Genomic DNA, 26,840 nt, shown 5'->3' with positions numbered 1-26,840 from the left:
AGTATACCCGATTCGCCTCGCCCTCTACGTTATTGGAGCCTTATGCCACGCTGCTTTTGGTGTTCCGACGATCCGTTGTATCAGGCCTATCACGACCACGAGTGGGGAACGCCGCAGCGCGACCCGGCGTTGCTCTTCGAGATGCTTTTGCTCGAAGGGTTCCAGGCGGGGTTGTCGTGGATCACGGTATTGAAGAAGCGCGAGCGCTATCGCGAGGTGCTGGACGGCTTCGATCCGCTGAAACTGTCGCAGCTCAGCGATGAACGCATCGAGGAGCTTATGCTGGATGCTGGCATCATCCGCAACCGCCTCAAGCTCAAGGCCGTGCGCCGCAATGCCCAAGCCTGGCTGGCTGTGGATAACCCCGCCGAGTGGCTATGGTCGTTCGTCGGCGGCGCGCCGAAGATCAACCATTTCCAGGGCCGTGGCGACGTGCCGGCGGTCACCGACGAGGCTAAGGCGATGAGCAAGGCCTTGCAGAAGGCTGGCTTCACTTTCGTCGGGCCGACCATCTGCTACGCCTTCATGCAGGCCACCGGCATGGTCATGGACCACACCACCGACTGCGATCGCTACGCCGCGCTGGTGCGCTGACGGGGTACAATGCGCGCCTTGCTGAAATAAGGAATTCGCCTGTGGAAAAGTTCAAGGGCGCCCTGATGGTCGGGGTGCTGCGCCTGTTTGCCAAGCTGCCCTGGGGCGCCGTGCAGCGCGTCGGCGCCGGTATCGGCTGGCTGATGTGGAAAATCCCCAACGGCTCGCGCAATGTCGTGCGCATCAACCTGGCCAAATGCTTCCCGGAGATGGACCCGGCCGAGCGTGAGCAATTGGTCGGTCGCGCGCTCAAGGACATCGGCAAGTCGTTCGTCGAAAGCGCCTGCGCCTGGATCTGGCCGCCGCAGCGCTCGCTCGACCTGGTCAAGGAAGTGCACGGCCTGGAAGTGCTGGAGCAGGCCCTGGCCTCGGGCAAGGGCGTGGTCGGCATCACCAGCCACCTGGGCAACTGGGAGGTGCTCAACCACTTCTATTGCAACCAGTGCAAACCGATCATCTTCTATCGCCCGCCGAAGTTGAAGGCGGTGGATGACCTGCTGCGTGAGCAGCGGGTGCAGATGGGCAACCGCGTGGCGCCTTCGACCAAGGAAGGCATTCTCAGCGTGATCAAGGAAGTGCGCCGGGGTGGCCAGGTGGGGATTCCCGCCGACCCGGAGCCGGCCGAGTCGGCCGGGGTGTTCGTGCCGTTCCTGGGTACCCAGGCGCTGACCAGCAAGTTCGTCCCGAACATGCTCGCCGGTGGCAAGGCTGTCGGGGTGTTCCTGCATGCGCTGCGCCTGCCGGATGGTTCAGGCTTCAAGGTATTCCTGGAAGCGGCGCCAGAGGCCATGTACAGCACCGATGTGAATGAATCGGCGGCAGCCATGAGCAAGGTGGTCGAGCGTTACGTGCGCGAGTACCCGAGCCAGTACATGTGGAGCATGAAGCGCTTCAAGAAGCGCCCGGCGGGTGAGGCGCGCTGGTACTGAGATTTTTGGGGGCTGCAAAGCAGCCCCGGCATTCTCAGACCTTGTTCAACTTTTTCAGGAACACCGTCATCTCTTTCTCGGCCTGCTTGTCCCCATGGGCCTGCGCCGCCTCGATCCCCTCTTCCCAGGCCTTGCGCGCGCCAGCCAGATCTCCGCTGAGCTGATACGCCTTGCCCAGCAGCTTCCATGCCGCCGAATACTTGGGGTCCTGCTTCACGCAGCTGGCCAGGTGCACCGCCGCCTCAGCGCCATTGCCCTCGTCCAGCCAGGCCTTGCCCAAGCCAAAGCGCAGCAGCGGGTTATCCACACCCTTGGCCAGCATCTTCTCCAGCGATTCACGCATGCCCTTCCCTCCTAGAAGAAACTCAAGCCCACGTGGAACAGCTTCTCCACGTCCCGAATATGCTTTTTATCCACAACGAACAGGATCACATGGTCGCCCGACTCGATCACCGTGTCGTCGTGGGCAATCATCACTTCGTCCTCGCGGATGATTGCGCCGATGGTGGTGCCTGGCGGCAGGTTGATGTCCTCGATGGCCTTGCCGACCACCTTGCTCGACTTCGAATCGCCATGGGCCACGGCTTCGATGGCCTCGGCCGCGCCGCGGCGCAGCGAATGCACGCTGACGATATCGCCACGGCGCACGTGGGCCAGCAGGGTACCGATGGTGGCCAATTGCGGGCTGATGGCGATGTCGATGTCGCCACCCTGCACCAAGTCGACATAGGCCGGGTTGTTGATGATGGTCATCACCTTGCGCGCGCCCAGGCGCTTGGCCAGCAGCGACGCCATGATGTTGGCCTCGTCGTCGTTGGTCAGGGCCAGGAAGATGTCGGCGTCGGCGATGTTCTCTTCGAGCATCAGGTCCTTGTCCGATGCGCTGCCCTGCAGCACCACGGTGCTTTCCAGGGTATCGGAGAGCTGGCGGCAACGGGCCGGGTTCATCTCGATGATCTTCACCTGGTAGCGGCTCTCGATGGCCTCGGCCAGGCGCTCGCCGATCTGCCCGCCACCGGCGATGACCACGCGCTTGTTGCTCTCGTCGATACGGCGCAGTTCGCCCATCACCGCGCGGATGTCCTTTTTCGCTGCGATGAAGAACACCTCGTCGTCAGCTTCGATCACCGTGTCACCCTGTGGGGTGATCGGCCGGTCGCGCCGGAAGATGGCCGCCACGCGGGTGTCGACGTTGGGCATGTGGGCGCGGATCTGGCGCAGTTGCTGGCCGACCAGCGGCCCGCCGTAGTAAGCGCGGACCGCCACCAGCTGGGCCTTGCCCTCGGCGAAGTCGATCACCTGCAGGGAGCCGGGGTGTTCGATCAGGCGCTTGATGTAGTTGGTCACCACCTGCTCGGGGCTGATCAGCACATCCACCGGAATATGGTCGTTGTCGAACAGTTCTTCGCGAGTCAGATAGGCCGACTCGCGCACCCGGGCGATCTTGGTCGGGGTGTGGAACAGCGAGTACGCCACCTGGCAGGCGACCATGTTGGTCTCGTCGCTGTTGGTCACCGCCACCAGCATGTCGGCATCGTCGGCGCCGGCCTGGCGCAACACCGTCGGCAGCGAGGCGCGGCCTTGCACGGTGCGGATGTCGAGGCGGTCGCCGAGGTCGCGCAGGCGCTCGCCATCGGTATCGACCACGGTGATGTCATTGGCTTCGCTGGCCAGGTGTTCCGCCAGCGTGCCGCCCACCTGCCCTGCGCCGAGGATGATGATCTTCATCCACTACTCCCTACGTTCTTGTGCTTACCGCGAGGCGGCGATCTTGATCAGCTTGGCATAGTAGAAGCCGTCGTGGCCGCCTTCCTGGGCCAGTAGCTGGCGCCCGTGGGGCTGGCGCAGACCGGCCTCGGTGGCCAGGTCCAGCTCGCGGGCACCGGGGGTGCGGGCGAGGAAGGCGTCGATCACTTCGGTGTTCTCGGTCGGCAGGCTCGAGCAGGTGGCGTACAGCAGCATGCCGCCCACTTCCAGGGTCGGCCACAGGGCGTCGAGCAGCTCGCCTTGCAGCGCGGCCAGGGCCGGGATGTCGTCGGCCTGGCGGGTCAGCTTGATGTCCGGGTGGCGGCGGATCACCCCAGTGGCCGAGCAGGGGGCGTCGAGCAGGATGCGCTGGAAGGGCTTGCCGTCCCACCAGCTGGCGGTGTCGCGGGCGTCGCAGGCGATCAGCTCGGCATCGAGCTTGAGGCGGTCGAGGTTCTCGCGCACGCGCGTCAGGCGCTTGGCCTCGAGGTCGATGGCGACCATGTGCGCCAAGCCCGGTTCGGCTTCAAGCAGGTGGCAGGTCTTGCCGCCCGGGGCGCAGCAGGCGTCGAGCACGCGCTGGCCGGGGGCCAGTTCCAGCAGGTCGGCGGACAGCTGCGCGGCTTCGTCCTGCACGCTCACCCAGCCGTCGGCGAAGCCTGGCAGGCCGCGCACGTCGCAAGCCTCGGCCAGGACGATGCCGTCACGGCTGTACTGGCAGGCGCTGGCGCCGATACCGGCCTCGGCCAGCAGCGCGAGGTAAGCGTCGCGGCCGTGGTGGCGGCGGTTGATGCGCAGGATCATCGGCGGGTGGGCGTTGTTGGCGGCGCAGATGGCTTCCCACTGCTCCGGCCAGAAGGCCTTGAGCGCCTTTTGCAGCCAGCGCGGATGGGCGGTGCGCACTACCGGATCGCGCTCCATGCCGGCCAGCAGTGCCTCGCCTTCGCGCTGGGCGCGGCGCAGCACGGCATTGAGCAGGGCCTTGGCCCACGGCTTCTTCAGCTTGTCGGCACAGCCGACGGTTTCGCCGATGGCGGCGTGGGCTGGGATGCGGGTGTAGAACAGTTGATACAGGCCGACCAGCAGCAGCGCCTGCACATCGGCGTCGGCAGCCTTGAACGGCTTCTGCAGCAGTTGCGCGGCCAGCAGGTCCAGGCGCGGCTGCCAGCGGGCGGTGCCGAAGGCCAGGTCCTGGGTCAGGCCACGGTCGCGCTCATCGACCTTGTCCAGTTGCGCTGGCAGCGAGCTGTTCAGCGAAGCCTTGCCGCTGAGTACAGCGGCCAAGGCACGGGCGGCAGCCAGGCGTGGATTCATTGGCCGAGCACCTTGCCACTGGCGAATTTCTCGCGGCGGCTGTTGAACAGGTCGGCGAAGTTGAGGGCCTTGCCACCCGGCAGTTGCAGGCGGGTCAGGCTCAGGGCCTGGTCACCGCAGGCGACCACCAGGCCATCTTTGCTGGCCGACAGGATTTCGCCGGGGGCGCCCTGGGCTGTGGACAAGTTGGCGGCCAGCACCTTCACGCTTTCGCCGTCCAGGGTGCTGTGGCACACCGGCCAGGGGTTGAAGGCGCGGATCAGGCGCTCAAGCTCCACGGCCGGGCGGCTCCAGTCGATGCGCGCTTCGTCCTTGTTCAGCTTGTGGGCGTAGGTGGCCAGGGCATCGTCCTGCACTTCACCTTGCAGGCTGCCATCGGCCAAGCCGGCGATGGCCTGCACCACGGCGCCCGGGCCCATGGCGGCGAGGCGGTCGTGCAGGGTACCGCCGGTGTCCTCGGCGCTGATCGGGGTGACCACCTTGAGCAGCATCGGGCCGGTGTCCAGACCTGCTTCCATGCGCATCACGGTCACACCGCTCTCGGCGTCACCGGCTTCAACGGCGCGCTGGATCGGCGCCGCACCACGCCAGCGCGGCAGCAGCGAGGCGTGGCTGTTGATGCAGCCCAGGCGTGGGATATCCAGCACAGCTTGCGGCAGGATCAGGCCGTAGGCGACCACCACCATCAGGTCCGGCTTCAGTGCGGCGAGTTCGGCCTGGGCGTCGGCGTTGCGCAGGGTCTGCGGCTGGTACACCGGGATGTCATGGGCCACGGCCAGCGCCTTGACCGCGCTTGGCATGAGCTTCTGGCCACGCCCGGCCGGGCGGTCGGGCTGGGTGTAGACGGCCACGATCTCGTACGGGCTGTCGAGCAAAGCCTTGAGGTGTTCGGCGGCAAACTCTGGGGTGCCTGCGAAGACGATGCGCATGGAGTTCTCGCTTCTTGAAAAAGAAAAAGGCTTGCCGGAGCAAGCCTTCTGGAAGGTGGGGATCAGGCTTGCTGGCGGTGCTGCTTTTCCAGCTTCTTCTTGATCCGGTCACGTTTGAGCTGCGACAGGTAGTCGACGAACAGCTTGCCGTTGAGGTGATCGAACTCGTGCTGCACGCACACCGCCAGCAGGCCCTCGCATTCCAGCTCGTACGGCTTGCCGTCGCGGTCCTGAGCCTTGACCCGGACGCGCAGTGGGCGGTCGACGTTTTCGTAGAAGCCCGGCACCGACAGGCAGCCTTCCTGGTACTGGCCCATGTCGTGGGTCAGCTCTTCGACGCTGGGGTTGATGAAGACGCGCGGCTCGCTGCGATCTTCGCTCAGGTCCATCACCACGACTTGCTGGTGCACGTTGACCTGGGTGGCCGCCAGGCCGATGCCCGGGGCCTCGTACATGGTTTCGAACATGTCGTCGATCAGCTGGCGCAACGCGTCGTCAAACACCGTTACCGGTTTGGCAATGGTACGCAGGCGCGGATCGGGAAATTCGAGAATGTTCAAAATGGCCATGGCGGTCAGGCAGTCACTGTGCGGTCGGTTGAAAACTGAGCACACATAATAAAGGGAAACGGTGGACAAGGCACCTGTGAAAGCTCGGCTAGGGTCTTTATGGGCTTGATAGCTGCCATTTAATGGACAGCTTTTCAAAGTATTACCCACAAAGTTATCCACAGGCTGTGCCACGCCGATGGCCCCCTGTCGATCGAGGAGGATCACCCATGAGCACACTCCGTTCTTCGCCTTGCTCGCCTGCCGAACTGGAGGCGCGGCTGCGTCTGCATCGCCTCCCCGACATCGGCCTGCGCCGCTTTCTTACCCTGATCGAAGCCTTTGGCAATGCCTCATCGGCACTCAGTGCGCCGGCCAGTGCCTGGCGTGCGCTGGGGTTGCCAGCCGCCAGTATCGATGCCCGTCGCAGCCCTGAAGTGCGCGACGGCGCATTGGCTGAAATGGCCTGGATAGAGCGCCCTGGCCAGCATTTGCTGATGTGGGACGGGCCTGGCTACCCCGCATTGCTGAGTGAAATCGACGACCCGCCACCCCTGCTGTTCGTCGCCGGTGACCCCGCTTTGCTGGAGCATCCGCAGCTGGCGATTGTGGGTAGCAGGCGTGCTTCACCACCGGCGCTGGATACTGCGGCTGCGTTTTCGCGCTGCCTGGCGCAAGCCGGGTTCACCATCACCAGCGGGCTGGCGCTGGGCGTTGACGGTGCCGCTCATCGGGCCGCGCTGAAAGCCGGAGGGCAGACCATTGGAGTGCTCGGCACGGGGTTGCAAAAACTTTATCCACAGCGCCACCGTGACCTTGCCCGGGCGATGCTCGACAGTGGCAGCGCGCTGGTCTCCGAGTACCCGCTGGATGCCGGGCCGCTGGCCGGTAACTTCCCCAGGCGCAACCGCATCATCAGCGGGCTGTCGCTCGGCGTGCTGGTGGTCGAGGCGAGCATCGCCAGCGGCTCATTGATCACCGCGCGCCTTGCCGCGGAGCAAGGGCGCGAGGTGTATGCCATTCCGGGTTCGATCCACCACCCCGGCGCCAAGGGCTGCCACCAACTGATTCGCGACGGTGCGCTGTTGGTGGAAAGCGTGGAACAGATCCTCGACAGCCTGCGCGGTTGGCAGAACCTGCCGGGCGCGCCTATGGGCAAAGCCGACCATCCCCTGCTCGCCTTGCTCCACGCCGCACCCCACACCAGCGAGGGCCTGGCGCACAGCAGCGGTCAGCCTTTGGCCCAGGTATTGGCCAGCCTCACCGAGCTGGAGCTCGAGGGCCGGGTCAGCAATGAAGCCGGGCGTTGGTTTGCCCGTTCCGGCTAAGTACACTGCGCACACGGCGTTTATGCGGAGAGACGGAAATGGTGAGCAGTTGGCGTGTGCAACAAGCCGCGCGTGAGGTGAAGGCGGGTGCGGTGATCGCCTATCCAACGGAAGCGGTCTGGGGCCTGGGCTGCGACCCGTGGAACGAGGACGCGGTGTATCGCCTGCTGGCGCTCAAGTCGCGGCCTGTGGATAAAGGCCTGATCCTGGTCGCCGACAGCATCCACCAGTTCGACTTCCTGTTCGAAGACTTCCCCCAGGACTGGATCGACCGCATGGCCGCCACCTGGCCGGGGCCGAACACTTGGCTGGTGCCGCACCAGGACCTGCTGCCCGAGTGGGTGACCGGGCAGCATGACAGCGTGGCATTGCGGGTCAGCGATCACCCACAGGTGCGTGAGCTGTGCGCGCTGGTGGGCCCGTTGATTTCCACGTCCTGCAACCCGGCCGGGCGCCCGGCGGCAAAGAGCCGGTTGCGGGTGGAGCAGTATTTCCACAAGCAGCTGGACATGGTGCTGGGTGGGGCGTTGGGTGGGAGGAAGAATCCGAGTGTGATTCGGGATTTGGCGACCGGTGAGGTTGTGCGTCCGGGGTGACTCTCTATTTTGACCGACCAAAAAAAACCGCCATGCTGGCGGTTTTTTGATGCAGAAGAGGGTTTCAGCCCTGTCGCCTGGGTAGAGTTCTGCTCTCTTCGCCAGGCCATGTAGGCTGCATGCTATGCCTGCATGGCCACCTCGTCAATAAACGGCATGCCTCATGCAAAACGCTGTAAAAGATTGCTTTGACCGGCTCCTGTTTCCAGGGCGGGTCAGAGTCCATTTTCAGCATCCAAGGCCTCTTGAAACGCAATCTCCTCGCTCAGAGTCAAGCCCATGCTCTCGGCCCAGCGCTGTGCTAGGCGTTGGAGCGTATCGAAATCACGGACTTTCGATTTGTATGCATTCAGTGCAGCCGACTGAGTCAGTATTGATGTTTCAGCTTCGGAAAACGCTTTTTTCAGATCCATGAGATCTTGGGCGGGGATGTAGTTGGCCGAGCCCACTGCATGCACCAATGCTTCTTTCAAAGCGCTTTTATCGGAGCCCTTCAGGACGATGGCGTAATTTGGATTTCGGCCGACACTTCCGCGATGAATGCTCATTGGTGGAAGTACGCGCTGTGTTGAAACGCTTTGAAGCATACTGCAAAGCACAGTGCAGTTTTTTTCGCTGTGCTTGTACCTTGGCATCTCGCTTAACAAATTGCGATTTATCATGAAACTGCTTTTGTCTTTTTCGGGGAGCTCGGAAGACGTGACAGGTGCGACTTGGACAATATGTTTAGATATTACTTTGGTCACGACTGCCAGGCGTCGCTTATGCATCTCTCCGAAAAGAACTGTGTCCATGTATCGCTTGTTGCTTCTAACCTCGGAGCTTGCACGTGCTACCTGCTGCACAAAGCCAAAATCAACCTCTACGAGAGTTCCTTGTCGAATGAGCTTGTGAATTTTTACACAGGGATTCTTTCTCATTGTTTTGAATAAGAATTCTTCTCGCGTTACATCATGAGGCCAGAGATAGATTTTAAAGATAGCGGGCGAAGGTAGCTCCGGGGAAATACGTTCGATTGCATGAAGTCTCCAGACATGACTGGCCCGAAGCTCAAAGCGTTTGGTAAGAAATACAGGGTAGAGTGATTTACTTGCGCTGAGGTTAGGCTCTAATGCTATTAGCGTTTCTTGGATACCTGAATAGGATTCGAATCCCAGCATGTGAGGCTGATCAGGCCTATCACTCGATAACTCGAAATATTGAATAATCATTAATGTCTTGGTCCCTCAAGCATCGGCGTACACAGGGGGGCGGGGTTAGTAGCTTAGAGCGTTCGCTTGTTTGTTCTCTCGAGACTGTTTTGCAGGACTTTTCTGAAAAATATTGAAATAGCTGGAGTTTTCTATTCAGAGAAATATCCTACGCAGATTGTCGACTGCCATTACCTTCTCAGTGGGAACTCCTGCCTCTAGGCTCCAGACCGTCGCCGAATAACTTGGCGATCGGGTGTGGTAACCCGGTAACAGGAAGGTATCAGAGTCGTCTATGGCGGCTGTGCGCGGGAGGCTTTCGAGCCTGCCGGGTCTGGTACCTCCCCGGTTTACCACCCCGTGTACAGCTGCCACCCATTCGTGTGGTAACGGACGAGGTGTCAGCCCTACTCTGGTAGAGGTTGCCATGACCAAGAAGATTGTCCCCGATCCCCCCCTCCCAAACACCACCACCCACCCCTTCGGCCGCTGCGATGCCGGTCACCCACCGCTCTTCACCGTAAACCCCAACATCGAAGCCCATGATGCCCTGGTACACGTCGCGCTCTACCTGCGCTGTGCCTATGACACCGGCATCAAGGCCCTTGACCATCTACGCGACGAGGGGCGTGGCATGTACTGGTCGAGTCTGCATTCGCTGGAAATGGCGGAGGGGTTGGTGGAGGCGATGCTCGATGGCATCGAGTCGGCGCCAGCACCTGGGAGGCCCCGGCAGGGCGGTTGATCGCGTGTTGGCGGGCAAGTGCAGGGCGATAGTTTTGCAGTGCTCTTGAGATCGAGCGCCGCCCGCGCGGCGCTCGATTTCATAGGCGCTGCAACGCTTGCGGCGAACACCACGCAGGGCTGACCCTCAAGGCAGCAATACCGTCGAGCCAACGGTCCGCCGCGCCGACAACTCCGCCTGCGCCTTGGCCGCCTCACTCAATGGATACCGCTGTTGGATATCCACAACCAGCTTGCCACTGGCGATCATCGCGAACAGGTCATCGGCCATGGCCTGGGTGTTCTCGGCATTGTTGGCGTAGCTCCCCAGCGTCGGCCGGGTGACATACAACGACCCCTTCTGCGACAGGATCCCCAAGTTGACCCCGCTTACCGCGCCGGAGGCATTGCCGAAACTCACCATCAACCCTCGCGGCCTCAGGCAATCCAGCGAAGTCAGCCAGGTATCGGCCCCCACGCCGTCATACACCACCGCGCACTTCTGACCGTCTGTCAGCTCCAGCACACGCTTGGCCACATCTTCATGGCTGTAGTCGATGGTCGCCCAGGCCCCGAGTGCCTTGGCCCGCTCGGCTTTCTCGGGAGAGCTGACGGTACCAATCAGCTTCGCCCCCAGCGCCTTGGCCCACTGGCAAGCCAGCGATCCCACGCCACCGGCAGCGGCATGAAACAGCACGAAATCCCTCGGCTGCACGGCATAGGTCTGCTTGAGCAGGTACTGCGTGGTCAGCCCCTTGAGCATCACCGCCGCCGCCTGCTCGAAGCTGATCGCATCCGGCAGCTTGACCAGGTTAGCCTCCGGCAGTGTATGCACCTCGCTGTAGGCCCCCAGCGGCCCGCCGGCATAGGCCACGCGGTCGCCGACCTTGATCCGGCTGACGCCCTCGCCCACCGCCTCGACCACCCCTGCCGCTTCGGTACCCAGCCCGGAAGGCAGCGACGGCGGCGCATACAGCCCGCCACGGAAATAGGTGTCGATGAAGTTCAGGCCGATCGCATGGTTGCGCACGCGCACTTGCTGCGGGCCGGGCGGGGCCGGGTCGAACTCTACCAACTGCAACACTTCCGGGCCGCCATGCTGGCTGAACTGAATATGCTTGGCCATCACACACTCCTGTCTTTGGGTCGCTCGGTTTGCACGAAAAGTGCCTGCGCGACGATCATGCTGCGTTGAAAACAGGCTCGGAATGCTCATTTGCAACCAGCAAAGTCGAACGCGACTCCGACCGTTCCTCGCCTGTTTTCGCCTTGCCTGATCGCCGCTCGGCGACTTTTCGTACAAACCTTAAAGGCCTTCTATCGGACGCCTTTGCTTGATCGCCGTCAACTGCGGCGCGGGGTTTGCCGGTGGTATGCTACGCGGCGAATTTTCCCCGCTCCTTCCAGGTGACCCGATGACCAGCCGCACCGAGGCCGTGAAAGCCTACCTGCTCGACCTGCAAGACCGCATCTGCACTGCCCTCGAGAACGAAGACGGCGGCGCCCGCTTCGTCGAGGATGCCTGGGTGCGCGATGCCGGCGGCGGCGGTCGCACGCGGGTGATCGGCGACGGCAAGGTGATCGAGAAAGGCGGCGTGAACTTCTCCCACGTGTTCGGCAGCGGCCTGCCGCCGTCGGCCAGTGCCCACCGCCCGGAGCTGGCGGGCCGTGGGTTCGAGGCGCTGGGCGTGTCGCTGGTGATACATCCGCACAACCCGCATGTGCCGACTTCCCACGCCAACGTGCGGTTCTTCATCGCCGAAAAAGAGGGTGAAGAAGCAGTATGGTGGTTCGGCGGTGGCTTCGACCTGACCCCCTACTACGGCAATGAAGAAGACTGCGTGCACTGGCACCGCGTGGCCGAACAGGCCTGCGCGCCGTTCGGCGCCGACGTGTACCCGCGCTACAAGGCCTGGTGCGACCGCTACTTCCACCTCAAGCACCGTGGCGAGCCACGCGGCATCGGCGGCCTGTTCTTCGACGACCTGAACGAGTGGGACTTCGATACCTGCTTCGCCTTCATCCGCGCCATCGGTGACGCCTACGTCGAGGCCTACTTGCCGATCGTCCAGCGCCGCAAGGACACTCCGTATACCCCCGCCCAGCGCGAATTCCAGGAATACCGCCGTGGCCGTTACGTGGAGTTCAACCTGGTCTACGACCGTGGCACCCTGTTCGGCCTGCAGTCCGGTGGCCGCACCGAATCGATCCTGATGTCGCTGCCACCGCAAGTGCGCTGGGGCTACGATTGGAAAGCCGAACCAGGCAGCGAAGAAGCGCGCCTGACCGAATACTTCCTGCAAGACCGCGACTGGCTCGCCCAGTAAGCCTGTGGAAACCTGAGGATCACCCATGGACCAGTACGTCGTTTTCGGTAACCCCATCGGCCACAGCAAATCGCCGCTGATCCACCGTCTGTTCGCCGACCAGACCGGCGAGGACCTGGAGTACGCCACCCTGCTGGCGCCGCTGGACGAGTTCAGCGACTGCGCCCGTGGCTTCTTCAAGCAAGGCTGCGGCGCCAACGTCACCGTGCCGTTCAAGGAAGAGGCCTACCGCCTGTGCGACAGCCTCACCCCGCGTGCCAAGCGTGCCGGCGCGGTAAACACTTTGAGCAAGCTGGCCGACGGCACGTTGCAAGGCGACAACACCGATGGCGCCGGACTGGTACGCGACCTCACCATCAACGCCGGGGTCGAGCTGGCCGGCAAGCGCATCCTCATCCTTGGTGCCGGCGGTGCGGTGCGTGGCGTGCTGGAGCCGATCCTGGCGCACAAGCCGCAGTCGCTGGTGATCGCCAACCGCACGGTGGAGAAGGCCGAGCAGTTGGCCCGTGAGTTCGATGAGCTGGGGCCGGTGGTGGCCAGCGGTTTTGCCTGGTTGCAGGAGCCGGTGGACGTGATCATCAATGCCACCTCGGCGAGCCTGGCTGGCGAGCTGCCGCCGATTGCCGACAGCCTGGTCGAGGCGGGGCGTACCGTTTGCTACGACATGATGTATGGCAAGGAGCCGACACCGTTCTGCCAGTGGGCAAGCAAGCTGGGCGCGGCCAAGGTGCTGGATGGGTTGGGGATGCTGGCGGAGCAGGCGGCCGAGGCGTTCTTTATCTGGCGCGGGGTTCGGCCTGAGACCGGGCCGGTGCTGGATGAGCTGCGCCGGCAGTTGGCCCGCGGCTGAGGCTGCATTTTTGGGGCTGCGAAGCAGCCCCAGTCATTCCTCAAAGCGAATGGGGCACAGTTCAACCCCCTCCAGCTTCTGCAACTCCTCCACCACCTGCGGCCTTGCCCGCTGCAACGTCAGGCTCCCGCCACTGCGCATCAACCGCCGCGCCTCGCGGTGCAACATATCCACACCCGAGTAATCGATGAAGTTCACCTGCCGCGCATCGATCACCACGTGTGGCCCCTGGCAGCGCTGAAGACGCACCTGCAGGTAGTGCGCCGCGCCGAAGAAGATCGACCCACCCACCCGCAATACGTCCGCCTCCCCTTCCCGGCTTTGCTGCACCCGTGGCCTCGAGGTGCGCTTGAGGTAGAAGAACAGCGACGCCAGCACCCCGGCATAAATCGCCGTCTGCAACTCCAGCAGCAACGTCGCCGCCGCCGTCAGTGCCATCACCAGGAACTCCGAGCGGCTGACCCGGAACAGCGCGCGAATGCCGCGATGGTCCACCAGCCCCCAGCAGATCAGCAGGATACTCCCCGCCATCGCCGGGATCGGCAGGTGGGCGATCAGCCCGGCGCCGGTCACCGCGAACAGCGCCACCCACAAGGCCGAGAACACCCCAGCCAGTGGCGAGCGGGCGCCGGCGTCGTAGCTCAGGCCCGAGCGAGTGAAGGAACCTGCGGACAGGTAGCCGGAGAAAAACGCGCCGCCGATGTTCGACAGGCCCTGTGCGCGGATTTCCTGGTCAGGGTCGATCAATTGCTCCGAACGTGCCGACAACGAGCGGGCAATCGACAGGCTAGTGACCAGCCCCAGCATGCCCACCGCTACAGCGCTGGGCAGCAGGCGCAGCATCAGTTCCACATCCAGCAGAGGCAGCGGGCTGAAGGGCGGGAGCTGTCCGGTGAACGCAGCCACTCTGGGCACATGGCCGAACACGCCGGGCATTAGCCAGGCCATCAGGCTGACCAGCAGCAGGCTTATCAACAGGCTTGGCCAGCGCGGGCGCCACAGTTTCAGGGCGATACCGATCACCAGCGTGGCCAGGCCCAGGGCCAGCGATGACAGATCAACTTCGCCCATGTGCCCAGCCAGGTCCTGCACAGTCTTCAACGCCGTGGCCTGGCTCGGCAGGTCCATCCCCAGGAGGTTCGGTAACTGCCCAAGGGCGATGACGATGGCGGCGCCGAGGGTGAAGCCCAGCACCACCGAGTGGGAAACGAAATTGACCAGCGCACCGAAGCGCAACAGCCCCAGCAGCAGCTGGAAGATGCCGCCAAGGAAGGTCAGCAGCAGTACCAGAGTTACATAGTCGGCGCTGCCGGCCACGGCCAGGGGGCTGATGCTGGCGTAGAGGACGATGGAGATGGCGGCCGTGGGCCCGCAGATCAGGTGCCAGGACGAGCCCCACAGACAGGCGATCAGCACGGGGACGATGGCGGCGTACAGGCCGTACTCGGCGGGCAGCCCGGCGATCAGGGCGTAGGCAATTGACTGCGGCAGGGCGAGGATGGCGCCGCTCAGGCCCACCAGCAGGTCCTGGCGCAGGCTGCGGCCCGATTGGCGGGGCAGCCAGGTGAGGAAGGGCAGCAGGTGGGTCAGGCGGGGCATGGGGTGTCCTTGAGGTGCATGATCGCTGTAGGAGCGGCTTCAGCCGCGATGCAGGCAACGCGGTGTCTGGTACCCACTGCGCGGGTAATCGCGGCTAAAGCCGCTCCTACAGGTGTTGTGTCGCTTGTTAAGTCATAGTTTGGCCTTTATAGCCTCTAGCGCGTCACCACCGGCTTTGGTGGTCACTCCAGCCAACCACCCTTCCAACAACTGCGGATGCGCTTTCACCCAAGCCTTGGCCGCCTCATCGAAGCTCACCTTCTTATCCACAACCTCGGCCATGATGCTGTTCTCCATCTCCAGCGAGAACTTCAAGTTCCCCAGCAGCTTCGCCGCATTCGGGCAGGCTTGTGGATAACCTTTGCGGGTCAGGGTGTAGACATCGCCCTTGCTGCCGAACCATTTCTCCCCGCCCGTAAGGTAATGCATCTTCAGCTTCACGTTCATCGGATGCGGAGTCCAGCCCAGGAAGGTGATGAACTGCTGCTTCTTCACTGCCCGGTCCACTTGAGCGAGCATCGCCTGCTCGCTGGACTCGACCAGTTTCCACTGGCCCAGGTCGAACTCATTCTTGTCGATGATCTCTTTCAGCGACAAGTTGGCCGGTGCGCCTGAACCAATGCCGTAGAGCTTCTTGTCGAACTGCGCAGCGTGCTTGTGCAGGTCGGCGAAGTCTTTCACGCCCGCGTTCCATACGTAATCGGGCACCGCCAGGGTGAACTCGGTGCCTTCCAGGTTTTTCGCCAGTTGCTGCACATCGCCATTGGCGATGAACTTGTCATGGAAGCCCTGCTGCGCCGGCATCCAATTGCCGAGGAAAGCATCCACCCGGCCATCTTTCAGGCCGCCATAGATAATCGGCACGGCCAGGCTGTCGATCTTCACCTGGTACCCCAGGCTTTCCAGAAGCAGCCGGGCCACGGCGTTGGTGCTGGCGATATCGCTCCAGCCGGGGTCGGCCATCTTCACGGTGCTGCATTGCGCGTCGTTGTCGGCGGCGTGGGCCGCGCCCAGGCTCAGGGCCAGGGTGAGCACGGCGGTGGAGAACTTCTGCATGGCGGCCTCTCTTCTCAATCCAGGGGTGCGGGCTGTGGATAACGTGCCTTGCGCTCGAGGTCGTCGAGATCGATATGGTTGCGCATGTACTGTTGGCTGGCGTCCACCAACGGTTGGTGGTCCCAGCTTTTCAGCTTGCCGATGGCCAGTGCCTCGGCCACCAGGCGGCGGCGCCGTTGGCTGGCCAGCACCTGCTGGCGCAGGGCCGGGATATCCCAGCGCTGCCTGGCTTCATCGGCAAATGCCTGCAGCAGCGCCTGGTGGTCCGGGCTGCCGGTGAGGTTCTCCCGCTCGTGCGGGTCGCGGCTCAGGTCGTAGAGTAGCCATGGGTCGTCTTCGCTGTACACGAACTTGTAGGGGCCACGGCGGATCATCATCAGCGGGCCGACCGTGCCTTCGGCCATGTACTCGCCTATTACCTCGTCATGCCCGCCCTGCCCTTGCAGGTGGCCGAGCAGCGAGCGGCCGTCCAGGTGCAGGTGGTTATCCACAGCGCCGCCGGCCAGTTCGACCAGGGTCGGCAACAGGTCGCAGGTGGAAACGCTGGCGCTGACGCGAGCTGGCCCGAAGCGCTTGGGCGCGTGGATCAGCAACGGTACCCGCGCCGACATCTCGAACCAGTGCATCTTGTACCAGAGTCCGCGCTCGCCAAGCATGTCGCCGTGATCGCCCGAGAACACGATCAGGGTGTCGTCGGCCAGGCCGCACTCCTCAAGGGTCTGCAGGAGCTTGCCGATGTTGTCGTCGATGTAGCTGCAGGCACCGAAATAGGCGCGGCGGGCGTCGCGGATCTTGTCCACAGGTAGTGGCTTGTTCCACAGGTCGTAGACCTTGAGCAGCCGTTGCGAGTGCGGGTCCTGCTCGCCCTGAGCGATCTCGTCCTGCGGCAGGGGGATATCCACATCCTCGTACATGTCCCAGTAGTGCTTGGGAATGGTGTAGGGGTCGTGGGGGTGGGTCATGGAGACGGTCAGGCAGAACGGCCGGCCGTCGTCCTCGCGCACATGGTCATAGAGGTACTGGCGCGCCTTGAACACCACCTCTTCATCGAAATCCAGCTGGTTGGTGCGCACGCAGGGCCCGGCCTGCAACACCGAGGACATGTTGTGGTACCAGCTCGGGCGCACCTCCGGTTCATCCCAGTTCACCGCCCAGCCGTAGTCTGCCGGGTAGATATCGCTGGTCAGGCGTTCTTCGTAGCCGTGCAGTTGGTCCGGGCCGCAGAAGTGCATCTTGCCCGATAGCGCTGTGCGGTAGCCGAGGCGGCGCAGGTAGTGGGCGTAGGTGGGCGCGTCGGCGGGGAAATCGGCAGCGTTGTCGTAGGCGCCGATACGGCTGGGTAACTGACCGCTGACCAGGGTGAAGCGCGACGGCGCACACAGGGGGCTGTTGCAGTAGGCACTGTCGAACACCACGGCCTTTTCGGCGAGGCGAGCCAGGTGGGGCATCTTGATCGGCGATGGATTGTAGATGGGCAGCAAGGGCGCGGCCATCTGATCGGCCATGATGAACAGGATGTTGGGTCGCTTCATGGGAGCCTTCCATCGTCGAGAGTTATGGGTACCGCTTGCAATCCAGCATGCGGCTGCGGATAACAGTGGTAAAGCCCATGCCGGGCAATGACTGGGATTAGCCAAGCTTATGTTTGAGCACCTTGCCGACCTGCCCCTCGACACCTTGCGCGTGTTCGAGGCCGCCGCCCGCCTGCGCAGTTTCACCGCTGCCGCCGTGGAGCTGGGCACGACCCAGCCGGCGGTCAGCCAGCAGATGAAGCGCCTGGAGGCGCAGCTGGGCACGCGGTTGTTCGACCGGATCTACCGCGGTATCGAGCTGACCGAGGCGGGGTTGCTGTTGTTCGAGCAGGTGCACCAGGGCTTGCAGGCGATGGACGATGGCGTTGCCCAAGCCAGTGGGCGCGGCCAGCGCGAGGTGCTGCAGGTAGCTACCGACTTCGCCTTTGCGGCGTTCTGGCTGATGCCACGCCTGCAGCGTTTCCACGAGGCTTATCCACAGGTGGACGTGAGCCTGGTGACCGGCGAGCGCAGCCAGGCGATGCTGCGTCCGGACATCGATGTGGCGGTGCTGTTCGGTGATGGGCGATTCCATCAGGGCGAGAGCCGCTGGCTGTTCGATGAGGAAGTTTTTCCGGTGTGCAGCCCTCGGCTGATTCATGGCAAACCCTTGTCAGCCGTGGCTTTGCAGAGATTGCCATTGCTGCATCTGAAGGGCGAGCAGGCCAGTCGCTGGTTCGATTGGGCCGGAGTTTTCCGTGGTCTTGGTGTGGACAGCCCTCCTCCGTCCGGTCAACTGCGGTTCGACAACTACACCCTGCTGATTCAGGCCGCGATTGCCGGCCAGGGCGTGGCGATCGGCTGGGCGCACCTGGTGGATGGGCTGGTCGAGCAGGGGCTGCTGTGCCGGCCGCTGGAAGGCAGTTTGCGCTCGAAGCGGGGGTATTACGTGGTGCTGCCGCCACGCAAGCGGCGTGGGGCGTTGATCGAGCGGTTTGTGGATTGGCTGGAGCAGGAGCGCCTGTAATGAGATGGCGTAGACTTCAAGATGTTCGCATTACTGCAATCAGGAGCCACCGTGCAAAGGATCAAGGGCTATCACGCCCACGTGTACTACGACGCATCGACCATGCAACAGGCCCGTGAACTCTGCGAGGAGGCGACGCGGCTGTTTCCCGTGACCATGGGTCGCATGCACCAGAAGCCGGTCGGGCCGCACCCGGACTGGAGCTGCCAGCTGGCGTTCGGGCCGGAGGTGGTGGGGGTGGTACTGCCGTGGCTGGCGCTGTATCGCAAGGGGCTGGTGGTGTTCCTGCACCCGGAAACCGGGGATGAACTGGCGGATCACCGCGATCATGCGATCTGGATGGGGGCAATCAGGCCGTTGGACCTGTCGATTTTCGAAGGCTAGTTGCTTGGGCCGGCAAGCTCCCACAAGTCGTGTGGGAGCCGGCTTGCCGGCGATCGAGGGCGAAGCCCTCGCGCTTAGTTGCGTGCCGCGCGCACACCTTCGGCCAGCGCCGAGCACAGGCTCAGCACATCAGTCACGGCCTGCTCGGCACCCTTGGCCTGGGCGATCTTGTCGACCAGCGCCGAGCCCACCACCACGCCATCGGCCAGGCGGGCGATAGCCGCAGCCTGCTCCGGCGTGCGAATACCGAAACCAACGCTGATCGGCAGGTCGGTATGCCGACGCAGGCGCGCAATGGCCTCGGTCACATGCTCGGTGGTCGCCGAGCCCGCACCGGTCACACCGGCCACCGAGACGTAGTAGACGAATCCGGAACTGCGCTCCAGCACGCGTGGCAGGCGCGCGTCGTCGGTGGTCGGGGTGGTCAGGCGGATGAAGTCGATGCCCGCGGCCTGGGCCGGCGTGGCCAGCTCGGCGTCATGCTCGGGCGGCAGGTCGACGATGATCAGGCCATCGACACCAGCTTCCCTGGCTTCGGCGACGAACTGCTCCACGCCGAAGCGATGGATCGGGTTGTAGTAACCCATCAGCACGATCGGGGTGTTTTGGTTATCCACACGGAATTCACGCACCATCTGCAAGGTCTTGGCCAGGGTCTGGCCGGCTTCCAGGGCGCGCAGGGTGGCGAGCTGGATCGCCACGCCATCGGCCATCGGGTCGGTGAACGGCATGCCCAGCTCGATCACGTCGGCACCAGCGGCCGGCAGGCCCTTGAGGATTTTTAGCGAGGCATCGTAGCCGGGGTCGCCAGCGGTAACGAAGGTGACCAGTGCCGAGCGGCCTTCGGCCTTGAGATCGGCGAAGCGTTGTTCGAGACGGCTCATGCCTGTTTCTCCTGGGCGGCCATGTGGTTCATCACGGTTTGCATGTCCTTGTCGCCGCGACCGGACAGGCAGATCACCATCAAGTGGTCCTTGGGCAGGGTCGGGGCGCGCTTGATCGCCTCGGCCAGGGCGTGGGAGCTTTCCAGCGCCGGGATGATGCCTTCCAGGCGGCAGCTGGTGTGGAAGGCGTCGAGGGCTTCGTCGTCGGTGATGCTGACGTATTCCACGCGCTTCACTTCGTGCAGGTAAGCGTGCTCCGGGCCGATGCCGGGGTAGTCCAGGCCTGCGGAAATCGAGTGGGCGTCGGTGATCTGGCCGTCGTCGTCCTGCAGCAGGTAGGTGCGGTTGCCGTGCAGCACGCCTGGTACGCCGCCGTTCAGGCTGGCCGCGTGCTTGTCGGTGTGCACGCCGTGGCCGCCGGCCTCGACGCCGATGATCTTGACGCTAGGCTCTTCGAGGAACTCGTGGAACAGGCCCATGGCGTTGGAGCCGCCGCCGACGCAGGCGATCAGGCTGTCGGGCAGTCGCCCTTCCTTCTCGTGCAACTGGGCGCGGGTCTCTTTGCCGATGATCGACTGGAAGTCGCGGACCATCGCCGGGTACGGGTGGGGACCTGCCACGGTGCCGATCAGGTAGAAGGTGTCATCGACGTTGGTCACCCAGTCGCGCAGGGCTTCGTTCATGGCGTCCTTGAGCGTGCCGGTGCCAGCGGTGACGGGGACGATCTCGGCGCCCAGCAACTTCATGCGGAACACGTTGGCCTGCTGGCGCTCGATGTCGGTGGCGCCCATGTAGATCACGCAGGGCAGGCCGAAGCGCGCGGCGACGGTGGCGGTGGCCACGCCGTGCATGCCGGCGCCGGTCTCGGCGATCAGGCGTTTCTTGCCCATGCGCTTGGCCAGCAGCACCTGGCCGATGCAGTTGTTCACCTTGTGCGCGCCGGTGTGGTTGAGTTCTTCACGCTTGAAGAAGATCTTGGCGCCGCCGCAGTGCTCGGTCAGGCGCTCGGCGAAGTACAGCGGGTTGGGCCGGCCAATGTAGTCGCGCTGGAAGTAGGCCAGCTCTTCGAGGAACTTGGGGTCGGCCTTGGCAGCTTCGTATTCGCGGGCAAGGTCAAGTACCAGCGGCATCAGGGTTTCGGCCACGTAGCGGCCGCCGAACGAGCCGAACAGGCCGTTGGCGTCGGGGCCGGGGCGGTATTGGGTCTGGGTCATGGGGCGCTCCGTAGGCGAAGTAGAGATTCGATGGGCTTTACTCTAACCACGACGTGGCCGGCTGAAAACCGATAAGATTGCGCAAACCTGTCAGGAAAACTCACAAGTAAGATGGCTCAGGACCTTCCTCCCCTCAATGCGTTGCGGGCGTTCGAGGCGACAGCCCGGCTGAACAGCGTCAGCCAGGCAGCAGAAGCGCTTCATGTCACCCATGGCGCGGTCAGCCGGCAGATCAAGGTGCTTGAGGAGCATCTGGGGGTAGCCTTGTTCGTCAAGGATGGGCGTGGCGTCAAACTCACAGATGCCGGTGTGCGTCTGCGCGATGCCAGCTTCGAGGCCTTCGACCGGCTGCGCGGGGTCTGCGCCGAGCTTTCCCGCGATGCCGACGAAGCGCCGTTCGTGCTCGGTTGCTCCGGCAGCTTGTTGGCGCGTTGGTTCATCCCCCGCCTTGGACGCCTGAAAGCCGACCTGCCGGAGCTGCGCCTGCACCTGTCAGCGGGCGAAGGTGACCTTGATCCGCGACGCCCGGGGCTGGACGCACTGCTGGTCTACGCAGAGCCACCGTGGCCGGCGGACATGCAGGTACACGTGCTCGCCGAGGAGCGCATCGGCCCGGTGATGAGCCCGCGCTTTGACGCCTTTGATCGTTTGAAAGCCTCGCCAGCCGTGGCTTTGCAGCATGTTGCCGTGCTCCATACGACCTCGCGGCCGCAGGCTTGGCCTACCTGGGCGCGACAGCATGGGTTGGCGCCCGAGGCGCTGAGTTACGGGCAAGCCTTCGAGCATCTCTACTACTTGTTGGAAGCAGCGGTGGCCGGGCTGGGTGTGGCCATCGCCCCGCAACCGCTGGTGGCGGACGACCTGAAGGCCGGGCGGTTGGCCGCGCCATGGGGCTTTTCCCCCACCAATGCGGCACTGGCCTTGTGGGTACCCCGGCGCGGCGCGGACGGGCGCGCCGAGCAACTGGCGCAATGGCTGCGCCAGGAGCTGCAGCGACAGACGGGTTAGTTACGGCGGCACATCAGGTAGGCGGCCAGCAGACCCAGGGCGCCCACCGCGACACCTGCGGTGGTCCAAGGGTGTTCCTGGGCATAGTCGCGGGTGGCTACGCCGGTTTCGCGGGTGCGGGTCTTCACTTCCTCGTAGGCATCGCTGAGCAGGCTGCGTGAGTGCTTGAGGGCGCTTTCGGCGTTGCCGCGCAGCGTCTTCATGGTCTTCTGCGTTTCTTCCGACGCATCGTGCTTGAGGCCTTCCAGAGTCTTGAGGAGGCTTTCGATCTCGGCTTCCATGCTTTCCAGTGAGGTTTTGCGCAACGCATTGCGTGCCATGTCGACTCTCCTTGCTGAGGGGGGATGTACAGGTTGCGACTGCGCAGCTGGGTGAAAGTGCGATCGAACTTTCCCCTGCGGCGATCGCTCGCAGGTAAACCGGGCCTGTGCTGCTAGGCTCAAGCCACTACCACTCAAGGAGAGCGCTCATGTCGGATCATCACACCTACAAGAAGATCGAGCTGGTCGGGTCTTCGCCCACCAGCATCGAAGAAGCGATCAACAATGCCCTGGCCGAGGCCGGCAAGAGCATCAAGCACCTGGAATGGTTCGAAGTGATCGATACCCGCGGGCATATCCGTGACAACAAAGCCGCGCATTTCCAGGTGACGCTGAAGGTTGGGTTCCGCATCGCCAACAGCTGAAACCAAGCTGGGCTAGGCTCGCCCGGCGTGTTGGGGTATCAAGGTTGCAGGGCGCGTGCTTCGCGCCCTTTTTGTCTTTGATCTGTACAAGGAAAGCGATCGATGAAGAAATTGATTCTGGCCGTGGGGCTGATGGTGTTGGCTGGCGGTGCGATGGCGGCGGGCAAGCCGTGCGAGGAACTCAAGGCTGAGATTGCGGCGAAGCTCGATGCCAAAGGGGTGAAGGGGTACTCGCTGGAGATCGTCAACAAGGGCGAGCCGGCCGGCAAGGTAATCGGCAGCTGCGAGGGCGGGACCAAGGAAATCGTCTACCGCCGCGGCTGATCGAATCCTTATCGCGCGGCAAGTCGCAGCGGCTTGCCCCGCGATTGAGTTCACTCGGCCTTGAGTGCCTGCGCCATCAGCTCATAGGACTTGATCCGGTCCGCGTGCTCATACAGGTCACTGGTAAAGATCAGCTCGTCCGCCCCCGTCTGCTCCAGCAACACCTCGACCTTCGCCCGCACCTTCTGCGGGCTGCCGATCATCGCCAGGCCCAGGAAGCTGCTCACCGCATCACGTTCATGGGGCAGCCAAAGGCCATTCATGCTCTCGACGGGCGGACGCTGCATCAGGCTCTGGCCACGGATCAGCGCGAGGATGCGCTGGTACACCGAGGTGGCCAGGTATTCGGCCTTTTCGTCGGTTTCAGCCACCACCATCGGAATGCCCAGCATCACGTAAGGCTTGTCCAGCGTCGTCGACGGTTTGAAATGGTCGCGATAGATGCGGATCGCCTCGTGCATGTAGCGCGGCGCGAAATGCGAAGCGAAGGCGTAGGGCATGCCGCGCATGCCGGCGAGCTGGGCGCTGAACAGGCTGGAGCCGAGCAGCCACATGGGTACCTCGGTGTCGTGGCCGGGTACGGCGATGACCTTCTGGTCGTCGGTGCGCGGGCCCAGGTAGCGTGACAGTTCCTCGACATCGTCCGGAAAGTCGTCGGCGCTGCCGGAGCGCTCGCGGCGCAAGGCGCGGGCGGTCATCTGGTCGGAGCCCGGGGCGCGGCCCAGGCCCAGGTCGATGCGGCCTGGGTACAGGCTGGCGAGGGTGCCGAATTGTTCGGCGATTACCAGCGGTGCGTGGTTGGGCAGCATCACCCCGCCAGAACCGATGCGGATGGTCGAGGTACCCCCGGCGAGGTAACCGATCAGCACGGCGGTGGCCGAGCTGGCGATACCGTCCATGTTGTGATGCTCGGCGACCCAGAAGCGGTTGTAGCCGAAACCCTCGACGTGTTGCGCCAGGTCCAGCGAATTGCGCAGCGATTGCGCCGGGCTGCCGTCGGCGCGTACGGGCACCAGGTCGAGGGTGGAAATCTTCAGGTCTCGCAGGTGCGTCATTGGAGCCTCCGCTACAGGTGGTTGGCCATGGGCCTTCTGGACTCTGTATGGGCATATTCGCTGGATTCAATGCCTTCTTGCAGATTGATCTGAACTTGGCGTGGGCCTGGTCCTCAGAACCTTAGACACCCCAACCCTGTGACAGGAGGCAGCATGAAGAAGACAGCATCGGCGGTCTGGCAAGGTGGCCTGAAGGATGGCAAGGGCCAGATCTCCACTGAAAGCGGCGCGCTCAAGCAAGCGCCCTACGGCTTCAACACCCGTTTCGAAGGCACGCCTGGGACCAACCCGGAAGAGCTGATCGGCGCTGCCCATGCCGGCTGCTTCTCCATGGCGTTGTCGATGATGTTGGGCGAGGCGGGATTCACGCCTGAACGGATCGACACTCACGCCGAGGTGAGCCTGGACAAGCAGGCTGATGGCTTTGCCATCACCGCCGTTCACCTGACCCTCAAGGCCACCGTGCCTGGGGCCAGCGAGGCGCAGTTCCAGGAAATCGCCAACAAGGCCAAGGCCGGCTGCCCGGTATCCAAGGTGCTGAACGCAACTATCAGCCTGGATGCCACGCTGCTTTCCTAGGCGGCGCAACGGCGGCGGTTTCCTGTAGTCTAACCAGCGTTGGCAGCTCGTCTGCCCTGCCTCAGGAGCCGTTCCATGATCCGCGTAGCATTTGGTGTGCTGGCTTCCCTGCTGGCCACCGCCGCCCTGGCCGCGCCCAAGCCGTGCGAGGAACTGAAGGCCGAGATCGAAGCGAAGATCCAGGCGAACAAGGTTTCCTCCTACACGCTGGAGGTCGTGCCCAATGGCGAGGTCAGTGACCCCAACATGATCGTTGGCAGCTGCGATGGCGGCACGAAGAAGATCATCTACCAGAAGAATGATCGGTAAGGCTCGACAGTCGGGGCTGCACAGCAGCCCCACCATCGATCAAGGAATGCAGGTGACGTTGCTCGGTTCGTTCACCACCACCTTGCGGCTGGCGTCGTACAGCAACACCTGCGGCTGCATCGCCGGAGCCCGGGCCTCCAGGCGGTAACGCTCGCCCGCCTTGAAATCGTTGTAGCGCACGGTCAGGTAGCAGGTCCGCTCGGTCGGGTCGGTACTGAAGCCACCGGCGTAGATCTCGTAGTCGAAGCGCACCACCAGTTCATGCCGGCCCGGCGTCACCTGGAAATAGCGGCCGTCGTCGAGGCGCTTGCCGTCCAGGCGGTCGGCCATGAGGGTGCGACCGGGGGTGATGGTGTACATGTCGATCCAGGCCTTGCCGGGGTCGGCGGGGGGCAAGGGGCTGGCGCAAGCCCCCAAAGCACTGAGGGCCATCAGCATCATGGGCTGGCGCATGGTGAAACTCCCGCTCGCGGTTCACAGGCTACAAGCATAGCGCCGTTCGCGGTGTTCAGGTGCGCTGGCAGCCTGCCGGTTCGCCCTGGCCGATCAGCTTCTGGCGCTGGTCGTAGAGTTTGATCCACGGCCGGAAGCCGATGCTGCCGGCTTGCATCTGGTAGCGCTGGCCGGCGGTGAAGTCCTTGAAGGTGAGGTTGAGCTGGCAGTCGCGCCACAGCGGCTGCTCCACCGGGCCGATGTTGCTGGGCGTCACGGCGAACTGGTAGCGCACGGTCAGTTCATGGTTGCCGGGCTGTACCTCGAAATAGCGGCTGTCAGCCCAGTCGCGTTCATCCACTTGCAGGGCGTGCAGCGAATCGTTGTCACCCGGTGCCAGGTCTACCCAGGCTTGATTCGGGTCCGGGTCGGGCAAGGTGGAACACCCGGACAACAGCACGAGCGTGCCGACCGCAAACAGTGTACGCATGGCAAAGCTTCCCCTTGGCGAGATAGTCTTGGTCGCATTCGGCCGACGAGCGAGATAGACAGCCTCGATGTTTGGACTTTTTCTTTTCATGCGCTGCAGCCGTCGGGCTCTCGACCGCGTTTTCACCCGGTTTGTTCCCGTGACGCTGGCTGTCCTGCTGAGCGGTTGCTCCAGCGTGGGCTATTACGGTCAGCTGGCCGAGGGGCAATGGCAGCTGTTGCGGGCACGCCAGCCGCTGGATCGGGTGATTGCAGACCCTGCCACCAACCCGGCCTTGCGGCAGCGCCTGCTGTTCGCCGAAAAAGCCCGGGCCTTCGCCAGCGCGCAACTGAAGTTGCCGGACAACGGCAGTTATCGGGTGTATGCCGATCTCGGCCGGCCATACGTGGTGTGGAACGTGTTCGCCACCCCGGAGCTGTCATTGCAGCCGGTGACCCATTGTTTCCCCATCGCCGGTTGCGTGGCCTATCGCGGTTACTACCGCCAGGGTGCCGCCCGCGGAGCGGCGGCGCTGATGCGCCAGGACGGGCTGGATGTCTATGTCGGGGGCGTGGAGGCCTACTCCACCCTGGGCTGGTTCGACGACCCGATTCTTTCGACCATGACCGGCTGGGGCGAGGAGCGCCTGGCCACGGTGATTTTCCACGAGTTGGCGCATCAACGCTTCTACGTACAGGACGATACCGAGTTCAACGAATCGTTCGCGTCGTTTGTCGAGCAGGAAGGCACCCGGCAATGGCGCGCGGCGCGCGGGTTGGCGGCGGTCGAGGAGCATGGCGCCGGGCAACGCGACGCCTTCATACGCCTGGTGCTCGCCAGCCGCAAGCGTCTGCAGGCGATCTATGCCGGGCCGCTGGATGCAGCGGGCAAGCGGGCGGCCAAGCAGGCGGAGTTCGAACGGTTGCGGCGCGAATACCGAGAGGTGCGGGATCGGGATTGGGCTGGGGATCGGCGTTTCGATGCCTGGATGTACGGGCCGATGACCAATGCGAAGTTGTTGCCATTTGGCCTGTATGATCAGTGGGTGCCGGCTTTTTCGCAGTTGTTCAAAGAGGTTGGTGGGGATTGGCTGCGGTTTTATGAGCGGGTGGAAGCGCTTGGAAAATTGCCGATCGAGCAGCGCAAATTGGCGTTGGCAGCGCTGGCCTCATCACGGGGCAAGCCCGCTGCCACGACAGCGCGTGGGTGCGGGCCTGATCCGCGATAAAG

At 63.6% G+C, this 26,840-nt stretch carries 31 protein-coding genes; 15 read left to right on the top strand and 16 right to left on the bottom strand.

What is annotated here, in order from left to right; all coding sequences use genetic code 11:
* Window positions 1-42 precede the first annotated feature (42 nt).
* Window positions 43-594 carry a DNA-3-methyladenine glycosylase I gene (locus BMY03_RS08595; protein ID WP_038707091.1) on the top strand — a complete coding sequence of 184 codons (552 nt, stop codon included), beginning with the start codon at window positions 43-45 and terminating at the stop codon, window positions 592-594.
* 41 nt (window positions 595-635) lie between these two features.
* Complete coding sequence (locus BMY03_RS08590) at window positions 636-1,523, top strand: lysophospholipid acyltransferase (RefSeq protein WP_023629851.1); 888 nt, start codon at window positions 636-638, stop codon at window positions 1,521-1,523.
* Between the two features lie 34 nt (window positions 1,524-1,557).
* Here the strand turns inward: BMY03_RS08590 and BMY03_RS08585 are convergent, their stop codons facing one another.
* The 5 genes from BMY03_RS08585 to def all read right to left on the bottom strand — a co-directional run bounded on the left by BMY03_RS08585 (window position 1,558) and on the right by def (window position 6,081).
* Window positions 1,558-1,866 (bottom strand): tetratricopeptide repeat protein, encoded by a 309-nt coding sequence (locus BMY03_RS08585; protein WP_023629850.1) that lies wholly within the window; start codon window positions 1,864-1,866, stop codon window positions 1,558-1,560.
* Between the two features lie 11 nt (window positions 1,867-1,877).
* A complete protein-coding gene (gene trkA, locus BMY03_RS08580) occupies window positions 1,878-3,251 on the bottom strand; it encodes a Trk system potassium transporter TrkA (RefSeq protein WP_023629849.1) in 1,374 nt (457 codons plus the stop codon).
* Between the two features lie 24 nt (window positions 3,252-3,275).
* Window positions 3,276-4,583, bottom strand: coding sequence for a 16S rRNA (cytosine(967)-C(5))-methyltransferase RsmB (rsmB, locus tag BMY03_RS08575; RefSeq protein ID WP_094010817.1), 1,308 nt, complete (start codon window positions 4,581-4,583; stop codon window positions 3,276-3,278).
* Window positions 4,580-5,512 carry a methionyl-tRNA formyltransferase gene (fmt, locus tag BMY03_RS08570; protein WP_038707093.1) on the bottom strand — a complete coding sequence of 311 codons (933 nt, stop codon included), beginning with the start codon at window positions 5,510-5,512 and terminating at the stop codon, window positions 4,580-4,582. The genes rsmB and fmt overlap by 4 nt, the downstream gene beginning before the upstream one ends.
* Before the next feature lie 62 nt (window positions 5,513-5,574).
* Entirely contained in the window at window positions 5,575-6,081 is a 507-nt protein-coding gene (def, locus tag BMY03_RS08565) for a peptide deformylase (protein ID WP_038707094.1), read from the bottom strand.
* Between the two features lie 209 nt (window positions 6,082-6,290).
* Between def and dprA the strand changes: the two genes are divergently transcribed.
* Together dprA and tsaC are read left to right on the top strand one after the other, a co-directional pair.
* Window positions 6,291-7,388: a DNA-processing protein DprA gene (dprA, locus tag BMY03_RS08560; protein WP_094010816.1), complete on the top strand. Its 1,098-nt coding sequence runs from the start codon at window positions 6,291-6,293 to the stop codon at window positions 7,386-7,388.
* 38 nt (window positions 7,389-7,426) lie between these two features.
* Window positions 7,427-7,984, top strand: a complete 558-nt coding sequence (gene tsaC, locus BMY03_RS08555; protein ID WP_094010815.1) for an L-threonylcarbamoyladenylate synthase type 1 TsaC — start codon at window positions 7,427-7,429, stop codon at window positions 7,982-7,984.
* A 215-nt stretch (window positions 7,985-8,199) separates the two neighbouring features.
* Here the strand turns inward: tsaC and BMY03_RS26095 are convergent, their stop codons facing one another.
* Complete coding sequence (locus BMY03_RS26095; RefSeq protein WP_143067536.1) at window positions 8,200-9,195, bottom strand: type II toxin-antitoxin system PemK/MazF family toxin; 996 nt, start codon at window positions 9,193-9,195, stop codon at window positions 8,200-8,202.
* 406 nt (window positions 9,196-9,601) lie between these two features.
* Between BMY03_RS26095 and BMY03_RS08545 the strand changes: the two genes are divergently transcribed.
* Window positions 9,602-9,919: a hypothetical protein gene (locus BMY03_RS08545; protein ID WP_094010813.1), complete on the top strand. Its 318-nt coding sequence runs from the start codon at window positions 9,602-9,604 to the stop codon at window positions 9,917-9,919.
* 126 nt (window positions 9,920-10,045) lie between these two features.
* Here the strand turns inward: BMY03_RS08545 and BMY03_RS08540 are convergent, their stop codons facing one another.
* Window positions 10,046-11,023 (bottom strand): NADPH:quinone reductase, encoded by a 978-nt coding sequence (locus BMY03_RS08540; RefSeq protein ID WP_094010812.1) that lies wholly within the window; start codon window positions 11,021-11,023, stop codon window positions 10,046-10,048.
* 289 nt (window positions 11,024-11,312) lie between these two features.
* Here BMY03_RS08540 and hemF point away from each other — a divergent pair, with 289 nt between their 5' ends.
* Both hemF and aroE read left to right on the top strand, forming a co-directional pair.
* Window positions 11,313-12,224 (top strand): oxygen-dependent coproporphyrinogen oxidase, encoded by a 912-nt coding sequence (hemF, locus tag BMY03_RS08535; RefSeq protein WP_094010811.1) that lies wholly within the window; start codon window positions 11,313-11,315, stop codon window positions 12,222-12,224.
* Between the two features lie 25 nt (window positions 12,225-12,249).
* Window positions 12,250-13,074: a shikimate dehydrogenase gene (aroE, locus tag BMY03_RS08530; RefSeq protein WP_094010810.1), complete on the top strand. Its 825-nt coding sequence runs from the start codon at window positions 12,250-12,252 to the stop codon at window positions 13,072-13,074.
* Between the two features lie 33 nt (window positions 13,075-13,107).
* On the opposite strand, the gene BMY03_RS08525 is transcribed toward aroE, so the two are convergent.
* The 3 genes from BMY03_RS08525 to betC form a co-directional block, all read right to left on the bottom strand.
* Window positions 13,108-14,673 (bottom strand): SulP family inorganic anion transporter, encoded by a 1,566-nt coding sequence (locus BMY03_RS08525; RefSeq protein WP_094010809.1) that lies wholly within the window; start codon window positions 14,671-14,673, stop codon window positions 13,108-13,110.
* Window positions 14,674-14,805: 132 nt separating this feature from the next.
* On the bottom strand, window positions 14,806-15,729 hold the full coding sequence (gene choX / locus BMY03_RS08520) for a choline ABC transporter substrate-binding protein (RefSeq protein WP_094010808.1): 924 nt from the start codon (window positions 15,727-15,729) through the stop codon (window positions 14,806-14,808).
* A gap of 14 nt (window positions 15,730-15,743) precedes the next feature.
* A complete protein-coding gene (gene betC / locus BMY03_RS08515; RefSeq protein ID WP_038707098.1) occupies window positions 15,744-17,261 on the bottom strand; it encodes a choline-sulfatase in 1,518 nt (505 codons plus the stop codon).
* 109 nt (window positions 17,262-17,370) lie between these two features.
* Here betC and BMY03_RS08510 point away from each other — a divergent pair, with 109 nt between their 5' ends.
* A complete protein-coding gene (locus BMY03_RS08510) occupies window positions 17,371-18,267 on the top strand; it encodes a choline sulfate utilization transcriptional regulator (RefSeq protein WP_023631189.1) in 897 nt (298 codons plus the stop codon).
* Between the two features lie 51 nt (window positions 18,268-18,318).
* A complete protein-coding gene (locus BMY03_RS08505; RefSeq protein WP_023631190.1) occupies window positions 18,319-18,651 on the top strand; it encodes a DOPA 4,5-dioxygenase family protein in 333 nt (110 codons plus the stop codon).
* Between the two features lie 74 nt (window positions 18,652-18,725).
* Here the strand turns inward: BMY03_RS08505 and trpA are convergent, their stop codons facing one another.
* On the bottom strand, window positions 18,726-19,535 hold the full coding sequence (gene trpA / locus BMY03_RS08500) for a tryptophan synthase subunit alpha (protein ID WP_094010807.1): 810 nt from the start codon (window positions 19,533-19,535) through the stop codon (window positions 18,726-18,728).
* Window positions 19,532-20,749, bottom strand: coding sequence for a tryptophan synthase subunit beta (trpB, locus tag BMY03_RS08495; RefSeq protein WP_023631191.1), 1,218 nt, complete (start codon window positions 20,747-20,749; stop codon window positions 19,532-19,534). The genes trpA and trpB overlap by 4 nt, the downstream gene beginning before the upstream one ends.
* A gap of 111 nt (window positions 20,750-20,860) precedes the next feature.
* Here trpB and BMY03_RS08490 point away from each other — a divergent pair, with 111 nt between their 5' ends.
* Window positions 20,861-21,757 carry a LysR family transcriptional regulator gene (locus tag BMY03_RS08490; RefSeq protein WP_094010806.1) on the top strand — a complete coding sequence of 299 codons (897 nt, stop codon included), beginning with the start codon at window positions 20,861-20,863 and terminating at the stop codon, window positions 21,755-21,757.
* On the opposite strand, the gene BMY03_RS08485 is transcribed toward BMY03_RS08490, so the two are convergent.
* Complete coding sequence (locus BMY03_RS08485; protein WP_023632598.1) at window positions 21,754-22,077, bottom strand: ElaB/YgaM/YqjD family protein; 324 nt, start codon at window positions 22,075-22,077, stop codon at window positions 21,754-21,756. The genes BMY03_RS08490 and BMY03_RS08485 overlap by 4 nt on opposite strands.
* Window positions 22,078-22,226: 149 nt before the next feature.
* Between BMY03_RS08485 and BMY03_RS08480 the strand changes: the two genes are divergently transcribed.
* Together BMY03_RS08480 and BMY03_RS08475 are read left to right on the top strand one after the other, a co-directional pair.
* A complete protein-coding gene (locus BMY03_RS08480; protein WP_023632599.1) occupies window positions 22,227-22,442 on the top strand; it encodes a dodecin in 216 nt (71 codons plus the stop codon).
* 102 nt (window positions 22,443-22,544) lie between these two features.
* Entirely contained in the window at window positions 22,545-22,766 is a 222-nt protein-coding gene (locus BMY03_RS08475; RefSeq protein ID WP_023632600.1) for a DUF1161 domain-containing protein, read from the top strand.
* 50 nt (window positions 22,767-22,816) lie between these two features.
* Here BMY03_RS08475 and BMY03_RS08470 read toward each other — a convergent pair whose 3' ends face one another.
* Window positions 22,817-23,821, bottom strand: a complete 1,005-nt coding sequence (locus tag BMY03_RS08470) for an LLM class flavin-dependent oxidoreductase (RefSeq protein ID WP_038707101.1) — start codon at window positions 23,819-23,821, stop codon at window positions 22,817-22,819.
* A 153-nt stretch (window positions 23,822-23,974) separates the two neighbouring features.
* Between BMY03_RS08470 and BMY03_RS08465 the strand changes: the two genes are divergently transcribed.
* Both BMY03_RS08465 and BMY03_RS08460 read left to right on the top strand, forming a co-directional pair.
* Window positions 23,975-24,400, top strand: a complete 426-nt coding sequence (locus BMY03_RS08465) for an OsmC family protein (RefSeq protein ID WP_028688713.1) — start codon at window positions 23,975-23,977, stop codon at window positions 24,398-24,400.
* Between the two features lie 75 nt (window positions 24,401-24,475).
* A complete protein-coding gene (locus tag BMY03_RS08460) occupies window positions 24,476-24,709 on the top strand; it encodes a DUF1161 domain-containing protein (RefSeq protein WP_023628732.1) in 234 nt (77 codons plus the stop codon).
* Window positions 24,710-24,748: 39 nt separating this feature from the next.
* On the opposite strand, the gene BMY03_RS08455 is transcribed toward BMY03_RS08460, so the two are convergent.
* Window positions 24,749-25,162, bottom strand: a complete 414-nt coding sequence (locus tag BMY03_RS08455) for a PA0061/PA0062 family lipoprotein (RefSeq protein WP_023628733.1) — start codon at window positions 25,160-25,162, stop codon at window positions 24,749-24,751.
* Between the two features lie 55 nt (window positions 25,163-25,217).
* On the bottom strand, window positions 25,218-25,631 hold the full coding sequence (locus BMY03_RS08450; protein WP_094010805.1) for a PA0061/PA0062 family lipoprotein: 414 nt from the start codon (window positions 25,629-25,631) through the stop codon (window positions 25,218-25,220).
* Window positions 25,632-25,719: 88 nt separating this feature from the next.
* Between BMY03_RS08450 and BMY03_RS08445 the strand changes: the two genes are divergently transcribed.
* Window positions 25,720-26,838 (top strand): aminopeptidase, encoded by a 1,119-nt coding sequence (locus BMY03_RS08445; protein WP_094010804.1) that lies wholly within the window; start codon window positions 25,720-25,722, stop codon window positions 26,836-26,838.
* The last annotated feature ends 2 nt before the right edge of the window (window positions 26,839-26,840 follow it).

The organism is Pseudomonas soli, assembly GCF_900110655.1.
In the GTDB taxonomy this organism is placed as follows: Bacteria; Pseudomonadota; Gammaproteobacteria; order Pseudomonadales; family Pseudomonadaceae; genus Aquipseudomonas; species Aquipseudomonas soli.
This window is presented reverse-complemented; position numbering and strand designations above follow the sequence as displayed.